At 33.1% G+C, this 13,080-nt stretch carries 9 protein-coding genes and 1 pseudogene; 9 read left to right on the top strand and 1 reads right to left on the bottom strand.

Translation table 11 applies throughout. The features are described 5' to 3' along the window. The first annotated feature begins 189 nt into the window (after positions 1–189). The 9 genes from FTU13_RS16550 to FTU13_RS16510 all read left to right on the top strand — a co-directional run bounded on the left by FTU13_RS16550 (position 190) and on the right by FTU13_RS16510 (position 12,958). Positions 190–1,548, top strand: a complete 1,359-nt coding sequence (locus tag FTU13_RS16550) for a hypothetical protein (protein ID WP_180161135.1) — start codon at positions 190–192, stop codon at positions 1,546–1,548. 133 nt (positions 1,549–1,681) lie between these two features. Then, a complete protein-coding gene (locus FTU13_RS16545; RefSeq protein ID WP_180132135.1) occupies positions 1,682–1,915 on the top strand; it encodes an AlpA family transcriptional regulator in 234 nt (77 codons plus the stop codon). 385 nt (positions 1,916–2,300) lie between these two features. Then, a complete protein-coding gene (locus FTU13_RS16540) occupies positions 2,301–3,482 on the top strand; it encodes an inovirus-type Gp2 protein (protein ID WP_180132136.1) in 1,182 nt (393 codons plus the stop codon). After that, complete coding sequence (locus FTU13_RS16535) at positions 3,479–4,543, top strand: hypothetical protein (RefSeq protein WP_180132137.1); 1,065 nt, start codon at positions 3,479–3,481, stop codon at positions 4,541–4,543. The genes FTU13_RS16540 and FTU13_RS16535 overlap by 4 nt, the downstream gene beginning before the upstream one ends. A 232-nt stretch (positions 4,544–4,775) precedes the next feature. Further along, positions 4,776–7,511, top strand: coding sequence for a UvrD-helicase domain-containing protein (locus FTU13_RS16530; RefSeq protein WP_180132138.1), 2,736 nt, complete (start codon positions 4,776–4,778; stop codon positions 7,509–7,511). 395 nt (positions 7,512–7,906) lie between these two features. Continuing rightward, entirely contained in the window at positions 7,907–8,986 is a 1,080-nt protein-coding gene (locus FTU13_RS16525) for a DUF4297 domain-containing protein (protein WP_180161134.1), read from the top strand. A gap of 45 nt (positions 8,987–9,031) precedes the next feature. Beyond that, positions 9,032–10,765 (top strand): AAA family ATPase, encoded by a 1,734-nt coding sequence (locus FTU13_RS16520; protein ID WP_180132140.1) that lies wholly within the window; start codon positions 9,032–9,034, stop codon positions 10,763–10,765. Positions 10,766–10,880: 115 nt separating this feature from the next. Next, positions 10,881–12,542 (top strand): AAA family ATPase, encoded by a 1,662-nt coding sequence (locus FTU13_RS16515; protein WP_180161133.1) that lies wholly within the window; start codon positions 10,881–10,883, stop codon positions 12,540–12,542. Further along, complete coding sequence (locus FTU13_RS16510) at positions 12,539–12,958, top strand: HNH endonuclease (RefSeq protein WP_180161132.1); 420 nt, start codon at positions 12,539–12,541, stop codon at positions 12,956–12,958. The genes FTU13_RS16515 and FTU13_RS16510 overlap by 4 nt, the downstream gene beginning before the upstream one ends. A 14-nt stretch (positions 12,959–12,972) precedes the next feature. On the opposite strand, the pseudogene FTU13_RS16505 reads toward FTU13_RS16510, so the two are convergent. Next, positions 12,973–13,080: pseudogene (locus FTU13_RS16505) on the bottom strand (IS5/IS1182 family transposase); the annotation flags it as partial.

The raw sequence follows: 13,080 nt of genomic DNA, 5'->3' as shown, positions 1-13,080 counted from the left end.
AATTACCCATTCAACTACAACTCCCCCCTATATATTTACAGGATATTTAATTCGTATATATTGATGATATATTTCATAATTACCCAAAAGTCTGTACTAAAATAACGCAAAATTCCGTACACTTTTGATGAGGGCTTGTAGGCGAAAATTTACAGGAATATTCAAACAAAATATTGAGATAGAGAAATCATGGATACCATAGTAGAACATTCTGAGAATACCACTTTAGGTGATCAAATCAAAATCGTAAATGATCTAGAAAAGTATGTATTTGAAAAAATCCGCTCTACTCCACCCTTCAATTTCAACAAATCTATCAGGATGGCAACTGATTTCGAAACGCTTAAAACAATAATAAATACATTACATGATGAAGGACTGTTTCGAGAATCGGATGAAGAGCGAGAAAAAAGGTTATGCACAGAACATGTGCAAATACCAACTCCTAATAATGGCAATAATAAAGCTGAAAAACTGGATTTTGAATATTTGCCTAAACATTATCATGAAATAATTCAAGGCATAAAAATTTATCGTTCTGCCATCGAAACTAAAAATCATGAGCAGGCTCAAGATTTATACAAAATATTGCTTAGAGAGGTCGCAAATCATTCCATTGGCTATATTCCAGAATTGTTACCTGAAGCTTTACAAGAATCTATCAAGCACATTAAGAACAGCTATCTTTCACAAGAGCTTGATGAAATCAAAGAAAAAGCTTATATAGATTTTGTTGAAGAATTTATCAAGAAATATGAATATGACCGTGTGTTACTTTGGAATGAGTTAAATTTTTCAAGAATAGACCAAAATACACTAAAGGAATTATCCTTTTTTTCATTTCGATTCATTGGTCCATTTAAAAATAAGTATGCTATACGAAAGCATAATTCAAAAATCTACGCCCTTACACCAAAAAAAATAATACTTTTCGAACAACTTATGGAATATTTAAATATAAGAGCAGAACTATATATACGTTATACATTAAGGCAAATATATACTCAAAAAGAAAAATCTTATAAAAAACTTCATTATAAAATTGACAAGCTTTTACGATCTGAGCTTAAAAAATATCAGATAGAAATATTAAATAAACAGCAACAAGTGAAAGTCTTTGCAAAGATTAGAACCAAATTTACACCTGAAATATTAGAAGTATTGAGGTACAAAAGGGACAGCAGGAAATTTAACTTTGATGATTTACAAGAATATATAAAGGAAGAAAAACGACGACAGCTCAAATTTAATATGCTTCTGCAAAAGCAAATTGTGCAAAATCTGACGAATTCGTCATTAAGCACTATAAGTGAACCTATCTATGATCAATTCTTATTTGCCCCTACGACATCAATTCACAACAGTCATGAACTGAGTGAACTCAAAGAAAAAGCTATTAGGAATCAATCCAATAAAAAACAAAGCGCTTTCAAATTGAAGATGCCTAAAACTTCTAAAGCAAATAGAAGCTTTATTGGTGATACTGAGAGGATGCTCAAAAAGAATCATGAAATCTATCAGTCTTTGAAAAATCTTCTAAATGATTAAATTCATCGCTTTTACATTAAGAAACATACAGGCTCCACGCACTTCCTGCATCAAGTGCATTTTCATTCAAGTACCTTCTATTCATTGGTTCAACACCTTCCTGATTGAACCAATGCTACAGAAGGAAATCTAAATGTCTACTATCCAAAATACGATTCAAATGCTGCGTCTACCTGAGCTGATTAAACTGATCGGTTTATCTCGGTCATCCATTTATGACCGACTGAACCAGCGGTCTAAGCGCTATGATCCAGACTTCCCTAAACCAGTGAAGTTAAATAATGCTTCACGCTGGTTACTCTCTGAAGTTGAAGCGTGGATTGAAAGCAAAATCTCATTCCGCGACCAAGCCGATTCGGTGAGCTAACGCCGTACTAGTAAATTCAAAACATAATGCAGCTGTGCAATGCATTCTGAAATTATAAGTATGGCTAGGCTATCATTTTAATTTTCAATGAATTACGGTCTTATATATTTACTATTAATCTATATCTATTTATCACATAACATTCTATGTATTTATAGCTGATTAGTAGTTTAAAAGTATTCAGATATATCAATACTTATATGACTCTATAGGTTGTTGGTGTATAGACATACTGGTGTAGAAGATATAACTCAAGCTCATTCTAATTTAGCTAAACCAACCAACATCTCATCATGGATACTGCGCTAAACAGTATCCAGTGGATGTCTATATTCAGAATACAGATCACAGTTGCACTTCTAATCTTAAATTGAGTGTAATGAACATGAATATTTTCAAACCCGATGCTGGTCGATATATGGGTACGCATGACCAATGGCTCCAGCAATTTGAAACCGAACTGCAAACTACTCCAGTCAATAATGGTGACAAAACCGCATTGATTGTAAATGCTCTGGATAACATCCTAGCGCCCGCACTTGGGAAAGCTAAAATCGTCAAACAATATAAAAATAATAATTTTGCTGAAGTTACAGCTGAAGTCAAAAAACTGTCGATGAATCAATATTCCTTTGTCGTCAAGCCCCCTGCTCACATGAGCAACTTACCTTCTGATATGGAAGAATATTTAAACTATTCTTCGCATTCAGACATTATCACTGGCCTCGATATTCAAGCATTTGATGATGCACAGAACCAAATGTCAGAAGAGGAATTAGAGCTACTACGGAATGGGACACCACCACCTTCTAGTCTGAAGGAGGATTTGCTCCCGTACATTAACGCCATGAATAAGTTTAGTGGATTAATTCGTGCTTTTTTCCATCGCCCCAACATTAGACGCAAAGTCTACGATGAGCGAAAAAACCTCAAAAATAATAAGTCTCGAATGATTAAACTGTTCAATTCCTTAATTGAACGCTATTCACGTGTAGTCGTTGTCAGAGTTGATTTATATCTCAAACATCAACTTGAGACTTTAATGCAAACGTATTTCAAAGCTGAAGATTGTTTGTCTAAAAATGATTTTGATGCATTTAAAAAATGCGCTGAACAGCTGCTAGAAAACAAGCGGCATAACCCCGTGTTGAAACAAGCCATCGGCTATATTTTTCGTTTTGAATATACACCAAGACGTGGATTCCACTTGCATACATTCTGGTTTTTTAATGGGAATAAGAATCAGGAAGACATTAGCCTTGCACAGGGCATTGAGCAGCTATGGAAAAAAGTGACCAATGATCAGGGTTATGCTTACATCTCCAATATGCGTAAGCATACTTACGAAAACTGCTTTTTAGGTACGATCGAGTATAACCAATCCGAAAAAAGGAAGTGGCTTGAGGATGGTTTCGATTATCACTGTAAAACCAGTCAGTTATTCATTTTCAGCAATATGAAAAATGGACGTCGTTTCCAGATTAGTCAACCTTTAAAACCACAGACTCGTGGACGCCCAAGATCAAAACTATTAGATCTCAATTCAATAACGGGAGATGAAGCATGATTAAATTACAGCCTGATGAATCATATGCATCCCTACTCAGCACTCACCACATTACTCAAGCGTATATTCAGCCTTTTATTGGCTATATCCCTAATAATCGCCCTCCTGTAGGCTTGGATGATTATTTGAAGTTATATTGTATGATTGCTGAAAATAAGACTTTTAAAATTATCTCTAAACAACCAACTTATGACTGTCTGGTGCCACATGTCTATCTAACGCCGAAAGGTGTTAATTTACTCAAGATTATTCAGGATATTCCGATTAATCCTTTTCTGACAGGTAAATTTTCAGATGTGATCATCAGACCAGAGATCAAGCTGATGGTTGATTTGCTGTATAAGCACAGGCTCATTGACTTTCCACTTGGATTGTATCAACAGTTTGAAGCAGTTGTTGATGGGTTCTGTCAGGATCTAAAAGTGAGATCTAAAACACGAGATTTTATGAGCTTGAAAAATCACTGGGATTCTTCATTTGGCAATTCTAGAAAGGCTTATAACCGTTTTGAAGAAGCTGTCTTATGTAACAATTCAATGTTTCAGGTTCATTCATTGCTTGTTTCTGCTGAGTTTATGAATGTTGATGATTTTTCAATGGATCAGAAAACATTTAGTCCTGTGACTATTGAGGATATGCTGCATGCCACGTCAGGTAAAATTATCGAAGCAGTCTGGGCTAACAATGCTGAAAATCACACTCTAGGTATTTTGTCGAAGCAGGAAACGACTATTCGAGGTTTTAAGAGTATTCGGCTCATATTTTTTTTAGCACGCGAAGATACCGAGTTTACCCCTTTTGCTGAATCTCAGCTCTATACAGATGTTGAACCTTTTGTATTCCGAGAAGGTAAAACCAGTGTTGTGTGGAGTGATATTGCCTGCATGAACTCAGGGATAGAACCTTTAGTTTATGGTATAGAAGCCAATTTTTATGATACAAGTCAGAACTATATTGGTATGCGTCTTACCACTTTAAAATACAGTTTGATTGGTCCTGAATACTGGGTTCGGTTTAAGTACACCAACACAACGTTTAAAGTTGAAAAAAGTTCATATTAATCGATCAGATTTATAATTAAGCACTTTATTGTGACCCTAAAAGTTTCGGCTTTCGGGGTTTTAAGTTATGCATCATTTTAAATGAATTACAATAGAATAGTGTACTTCAGTAGGTTTATAGACCACCTATGTCCATAATGAGCAAAAGAAGAGCTGAATAAAATTTCTGCAAACTTTATAATTAGTTATAAATCTTCAAGTATTAAAAAATCTTTTTTCATTTTAGGCCATTATGGATATACGACCAAGTTTCCTCAGCTACATCTTTGCAGACGCTACCAAGTGGCGAATGAATTATACTTTCCCAGAGCTAGTACTTGAGTTAGATACCAAAACCATAAAGCTTAATCTTGAGCAGGTGCTGGAAACACATATCCAAAAGGGCTGGATATGGTCATCATTGACACTGAAAACCCTCGATCAAAATTTTCAGTTCAAAGGTATATTCAACACACAGGCTGAAGAATTTCAAATCAAACTTCATGATGATGCAGAATTCCTGAGAAATAAAAGAAATGCTGAAAAAATCAAGGAAGCTTTGAGACCATTCTTACTGGAATATCAAAATTTTATCCAACAAAATATTTACCTATCCTATCGTCTATGCAACCTGTTTAGATCAGATTTATCACAAAAATCAAAAGCCTTAGTTGAACAATTTAATAGCCTCATTCAAAGGGATAGCACTTTTGCATTTGAGCCTATACTACAAAATCAGTTTGAACAACTTCGACAGTTTATTGAATTATCGATTCAGGCAAACTACGCTATTGATACCAAAAATAAGCGCTTCATTGAAAGTGAGTTAAAGACTTTTAAGAAATTTTTCGATCAGGTAGAGAGTACCCCCCTAACTGATGAACAACGGGTTTCCTCCATCATCTTTGAAGACCGCAACCTATTGGTCGCTGCAGCGGGTTCGGGGAAAACATCCACGATTGTTGGGAAAGTGGGATACGCCCTATTAACTGGACTCTATAAACCAGAAGAGATTCTTGTTCTGGCATTCAATAAAAATGCAGGTGAAGAACTGAGTGAGCGCATTAACTTTAGGCTAAAGGATACTCTCTCCCAGTTTGATAGCTGTGTCGAAGCACTTAATTTCCATAAATTTGGTGTTAAGGTCATTGGAAAAGCAACAGGTAAAAGCCCATCTGTATCCAACGATGCAGGAAAGCCTCAAGCCCTCCTGAATCGGATTATTCAACAATTAATCGAAACAGACTCAGACTTTCAGGAAAAGTATCTTTTATTTAAAACTGCTTATTTAAGAGCCCCTTTGTCACCTTTTGCTTTTAAGACTAGAAATGATTGGGAGAAGGCACAGAAACGATCATTTGACAGATTCAAGGATGGCTTCGAAACCTATCAAGGAGAGATTGTTAAATCCCATGGTGAAAAAGCAATAGCCAACTGGTTATATAGCCAAGGAGTTCCTTATCAGTACGAAAAAAACTACGAGCATGACACAGCGAATGAACAGCACCGCCAATATAAGCCTGACTTTTACCTGCCTGAAATAAAACTGTATCTGGAACACTATGCTGTAGACCAGCATGGCAAACCGCCTGCGCATTTTGGACAAAGATATCAGGAAGACATGAAGTGGAAATCAGGAATCCATCAACAATATAAGACGGATTTAATTACTACAACCTTTCATGAGTTTATTACAGGTTCCATCTTTCAGAAGTTGGAACAAGAGCTTAAATCAAGAGGGCAAATATTTAAGCCACGTAGCCTTGCTGAGATTAACGCCAAGGCACAGTCTATTTATGAATTTGATGCGAATGATCTTTATGCCAGTTTTTTAAGTCATTACAAGTCTAATCAAGCCAATATAGCCGACCTATTAGCCAGTCCCTCACTCAGCCTACGCGAAAGTCTTTTTTTACATCTATTTTCCAAGGTTTATCAAGAATATGACCAGTTCTTAAAAATTAATAAAGAATACGACTTCGATGACCTGCTGATTGAGTCTGCCCAGTTAATTAATGAAAAGAAATACAAAAGCCCTTTCAAGCTTATTATTGTGGATGAGTTTCAGGATACATCACAAGCTAGGGCCAGACTCATTTTGTCCTTATTGAATCAAATACCAGAAGCAAAACTGTTTTGTGTTGGGGATGATTGGCAAGCTATATACCGTTTTGCAGGCTCAGACATCAGTATTTTCACTCAATTTGAAAAGGTCTTTGGTTATACCAAACAAACTCAACTTACCCAGACATTCCGCTCTAATCAGGGTATCGCCAATGTTGCCAGTGGCTTTATCAAAAAAAATAAATTTCAGCTTCAAAAAGTCGTCAACGCCGTTGATAAGACCAGCAGTAAAGTGGTTGAAATAAACTTTTTAACAAAAACTCAGGAAATTAATGAATACCTGCTTAAAACCATTATGGAAATCAATAATGCCAATGCGGATTCAGGTAAGAAAAAATCCATTTATATTTTGGGTCGCTATAAATACCACAAACCTAATTTAGACAGTATTTTACCGTTTCTTAGAAATTGTACTTTTGAGTTTAAAACCATCCACTCTTCAAAAGGCTTACAGGCAGACTATGTCATCCTTCTAGGCTTAAATAGTGGCAGTAGCGCATTCCCTGCTGAAAAAGAAGATGATCCTCTTCTAAACTTAGTCTTACCACAACCTGAGATACATGCATTTGCGGAAGAACGTCGTCTATTTTATGTTGCACTAACGCGTGCAAAGGAAAAAGTTTATTTAATTGGAGAACGTAATTCAGTTTTTCTTGAAGAAATTACCAGTGATCAACTTTTTAAAGAATTTATCCATATACCTCAAGATGAGCATAAAGCGATCAATAGTAATATCCCACCAGAATGGTTGTGTCCAAAATGCGGACAAGGCCGTTTATGGAAAAAAACAGGAAAATTCGGTGATTTTTTAGCGCGCAATCGCTACCCAAATTGTGGATACACTAAAAGTTTAAAGCGTCGTTGAGTTTTGATGAACTCATTGAACTGACTATTGAATACATGTAGATCACAATAGAGCTACGGTTAGAATTGAGCACCAATACGGTTGATATAGACTAAATAAATCCAGCAAGCTGTACGCTTATTGGATTTATTTTTATTAGCTAACCTATTTATATTATTAAATGTAGCCTATTAATTCAGCGGCTTTTATGATGGATTGCATATAAAAAAAATAAACATTACAAAACAATAACTTAAGCAAAGTAAATTTGGAGTAACTTCCGTTTAAGTTTAAATAACAACCATATAGATAAAAAATGATCCAAATGAACTTATTTTTCGAAGTATTCCAAAGGACTAAGAAAAAAGCTATTCTCACAACAACTTATAAAAACTACTAAGTTTGGTATTTTTAATATGACTGAAAATATTCTTGCTGAACCCCAAAGAGAATCAGCTGGTGCCAGTACTTTTGGTAAATATAATTTTCAATACCATTGGGCTTTATGTAGAGTCATTGAAAAACATAAAAGCAATGAAGAGTATGCTTTACTAATTGAATATCATGAAGATGTTATAATCGCAAATAGCTTAAATGGACAAGAAGCCTTATTTGAGTTTTACCAAGTTAAAAATCAATCAGCCTCATTTACTGAAAACTCCCTAACAAAAAGAGAGAAAGGAAAAAAAGATACTTTTAAAAGCTCTGTCTTAGGAAAATTGCTAAGCTCTTGTATTGGAACACAATATGAAAAAAGAATCACTCAAATTGGCTTAGTATCATCTAGCGGATTCTCATTAAAAACAGAAAAGAATCTACAACTAGACATAATTAAGGTAGGTGACCTTAGCGAAGACTGCCTTAAGAACTTAACAGATCAAATTAATAATGAATTAGGCATTAGCTTATTACCATCTCATTTACAATTCATTGTCCCTGAAATTCAATTGGCAAACCAAGAAGATTATGTATTGGCTCAATTTGCCAAACTTGTAAATACAATATTCTCAGGAGCCCAATGCAATGCTGTAGATATTTATAGAGCAATAATCGATGAGATGGGACGTAAAGGTCGTATTCAGCTCGATTATAAAGAGTGGGATAGATTGATTAGTAAGAAATCGTTAACATCAGATGAGGTTAATGACGTTCTAGCATTAAATACAACTAGACCTACAATTACACAACTTGAAAATGACTTTAATGATCTTGTTTCGAATTTTGGATGGCGTCCACTTTCAACTAGAAATTTACGAAGTAAATTAAAAACTCTCGCATTAAAGCGCTCGGGATTTCCAACCTCATTTGATATCAATATAATTAGAACGGTTAAGTCATTGATTCAAAAAGTTGATTATAATTCTTTTTCTTCCGACTTAGACTATGTTAGTGCGCTATTCCATCAAGCTAAAGTTGATAATCTCGATAGCATAATTGCCGACTCAGATGATCTTAAAGTTGAAATTTTTTACGCATTATTAGTGGATGATTTATGAGTCAAAATTATAAGTTATTAATTAGGAATCTTAGGACACAAAAGAATGAGAAGCTTTCAATTTCAACGTCTTGTACTTATATCCGACTCGAAAAAGTTGGCGAATCAATTCGAATTTCCGAAGAGGTTAAATCTCGTTACAGGAGGCGATAATAGTATTGGTAAGTCCACTCTTGTAAAAAATTTATTTTGGGCTTTAGGGTGTGATCCTGATTTTGATGAAGAGTGGAAGAGCAATGATATAAAAGCTATCATATATTTCACTGTAAATAATATTTCGTATGTCGCAAGTAGATATCATGATTCAATCATATTTGGTCAAGTAGGATCTATATTAAGAAAATATCCTAAAATTACTGGTGAATATTCACAAATTTTTTCAGACATTGTTAATTTTGAATTAAAGTTAGCAAATCGTTCTGATAACCTAGAGTGTCCCCCACCAGCTTACTTTTTTTTGCCTTTTTATATTGATCAAAAAAGAAGTTGGAATCAGCCTTGGAATTCATTTGATAAATTGACGCAATTTTCAGGGTTTACACGTCCCCTAATTAGTTACTTCTGCGGTTATACAAAATCTGAGCATTTCGAGATGCAAGAAGAATTTTTTGTACAAAAATCCATCATAAAAGAAGCAGATGAACAAATTGCACGTATTAGTTCTGCTATAGAAGTAATTGAAGATATCTCTAATGATAAAACCAATATTGCTCTTTCAGAAGCAGAGCTAAATCATGTTCAAAATGAAATAGAAGAAGAGCTCCAAAATTTTCTTGAAAGACAAACTCGCCTTTTTGATACACAAACACAAATAAATTCTGAAATTTATGATTTAGAAAAACAACATAGAATAGCTTTAAATTCAGTACGTGAATTAGAAAAAGACTATGCGTTTGCTGTCGAGTACATTCCAGAAGACGTTTTAGAATGCCCAATGTGCGGAACTAAACATGATAACTCTCTACTCAGCCGTGCAGGAATTTTGACAGATAAAAGTTTACTTGAAGAAGAAGCTGATTTTATTAAAGAATCATTAAATCAAAAAAGAACAGCCTTAAGAAACTTACAAGAAGAACTACATGACGTAAGATTTGAAATTAATAGAATTAATGAAAAATATATTATTTCACCACATGAAAATCTAAATCAGAATATGCAAAGTGCCATACATTCAATTGCATTAAAAAATGTTAGTCAAAATGTTGCAGACGTTATTGTTTCTCATGAATCAAGATCCAAACGGGCTGAAAAAATTCAGAAAGAAATAAAATCAGATCAAAATAAGCTGCTAACTAAAAAAGAAAAATCTGATCTAAGTTATTATTTTTTCAATAATTTAGAGAAAAATATTGCAATATTGTCCGCTACTGGAATTAATCTAAATGGGGTCAAAACACCTATGGATTTTAAAAAAATTTTAGGCGGAGGAGCTGCTGAAGGAACCCGAGGAGTATTAGCATATCAACTTGCAATTCTTAAACAAATTGAATTTGCAAACAATTGTGCCATCGCCCCCTTCGTTATTGATACACCTAATCAACATGAACAGGCATCCGAGAATTACAAAAGAATTATTAGCTTGCTTCAACATAACCTTTCATCAAACATTCAAATAATTCTATGTGGAATGGATCATAGTGCCTTATCAGAGTTCAAAAAAGATTCTCATATAATTCGGCTAAATACAGATAAAATTCTAAAAAAACAACCATATGACGCATTATCAAAAGAGTATATTGAACTTGTAAACAACATCATTATCGAAGCGAAGATTGAGTGATAATGTAATAACTATCTCGCGATTAAATATATTTCAATTGTTGAAAATATGATTTAGATTTCAAATATACACTAGGAATTAAAAATATTTCTTAGAATTTAATAGGTTAGTTTAAATGATTTTTTATTTTTCAGAGACATTAAATATTGAAAAGTTTGAAGGCATACACTTATTACAAGATCACATAGGCACGAATTTTAAGGGACCATGGGATGATTTTGACTACATTATTACCTTTCAAGTATTTCATGTTTCAAATCAAAGTAAAAAAAAATTAGGAAATATAAAAGTACTATCTAAAAACTCAAAAAACACATCAACTCTTTTCAAAAAAGAGAGCAATCTTGTTAGTGAAAAAATTTATAATATATCAGACATCCTTGATCCTGCTGAATTTATATCAATTGGCGAAAAGTTTGACTATTATAAAATAATTAAATCAATATTTAGCTCCCCACAAAATGAAAGATATCTAGAGTCAATTTGTGATATTTGTTTTCATAGAAGTAATTTAGAAGAATATATTCAATGGGAAGGCTACCAAAGCAGTTTTATGCGAAGTAATTCCTCTAGTGCTATATTAAATAAAGGATTTCAAATTGCATTGGGACAGTACATTGCAAACAAAAATTTTGAAATTACAATTGATACATTAGGTGATACTTTTGAACCAATAACATTCAACTTTAATAAGGATAGACCAATCGGTGAATCTAATATTTGCTTATTAATCGGAAAAAATGGTGTAGGCAAGTCACACATATTAAAAGAAATCAGTAAATTAGTTACTGGTTTAAGTCCCTACACCAATACTCTACCTGCTTTTCATAAATTAATAATTATTGCATATTCTCCTTTTGAAAATTTTTATTGCCACAATCAAATCTTCAACATGTTAGATGAAAGATATTCAAGTAATTCATCTAAATCAAAAAAAAGTTATAAAAGAAAGAGAATGCATATTAATGAATATTCATACATTGGATTTAAAAATGAAGAAGGAAACTTTGATTTAGATTACCCAGCTAAACGCAGTATTGAGTCTTTAATTAAAATTATAAAATATGACCAAAAAAACAACTGGTGGAAAGAAGAAAAAACTAGATTCTTAATATTAAAAGAAACTCTTAAATTATGTATGGATTTTGACGATATTTTTATTATAGATAATAACAATAATGAAACTCTTATATCTAATGATTTATCACTAAATAAAATAAAAGAGTCATCTATAAATTATAAGACTGGTCTTATCTTTAAAAAAAATAATATTAATCTTTCTCTAAGCTCAGGACAAATAATTTATTCTTACATACTACCGTCTATTATGTCCGAAATTGAAGAAGAAAGTTTATTAATTCTAGATGAACCAGAATTATACTTACACCCTGAATTAGAAGTAAACTTAATAAATATGATTAAAAATATTTTATTTGAAACAAATTCATATTCAATAATAGCAACACACTCTTCCATTATTGCAAGAGAAGTAGAACGGAAATCTATTAACATTTTGAGAAAAAAAGATAATATAACCAGAGTCTTTAAACCATCCATTGAAACCTATGGTGAATCGATTGTAAGAATCATTGCTGAAGTCTTTGATGACAACTATATTGAAAAACCCTTTCAGCATGAAATCAATAAATTCATTAATAGCAATGAAAATTTTTCTTTAGATAACATAAAAAACCTTGTTGGAGATGATGCATTGATCCACTTACTTTCAGAAATTAATAAAGAAGAGGAAATCATTATTATTGAGGATAATAAGTGAAATATTTAGACAGTTTTAAAAGTACTCTTCCTTGCAACTGGCTAGAACTAGCAACAAATTCCAGGAAAAAGAATGTTAATGAGCTTATAACTTTAAAAGATTCTTTAGCTATAAGCTATTCAGGTTATGAGAGTCTTATTCTTCAATATCAAATAAAGCCTGCTGTAAGTCAATATTCACAGCATAAAGATTTACTACACTCCTATTATAATTCAGCACCTAAAGAATTAAATAAGTCGCTTGTGAATCGCAGAAATAATCACGGGCTTCTTTATTGTCCTTATTGTGGTGATCCTAAAAAACCAGACACCTTGGACCACTTCATTCCTAAAGATGATTGGCCCGAATTTTCAATATTTCCAAATAACCTTGTTCCTCAATGTAGAGAATGTGCCCCTATAAAAGGAACAAAATAGATTTCTTTCATAAGTCATTTTTCACTCAGCTCCAAGTTATAAATTCCAGCAATTAGATTGAATCTTAATGCTAGTCTTTTGCCTCGATTGCGATATCGCTCAGCAAGAATTTTGAAGGTTTT

It is taken from the genome of Acinetobacter sp. YH12064 (assembly GCF_013419735.1).
Taxonomy (GTDB): Bacteria; Pseudomonadota; Gammaproteobacteria; order Pseudomonadales; family Moraxellaceae; genus Acinetobacter; species Acinetobacter amyesii.
The sequence above is the reverse complement of the archived record's forward strand: the minus strand, read 5'-3'. Positions and strand labels throughout refer to the sequence as shown.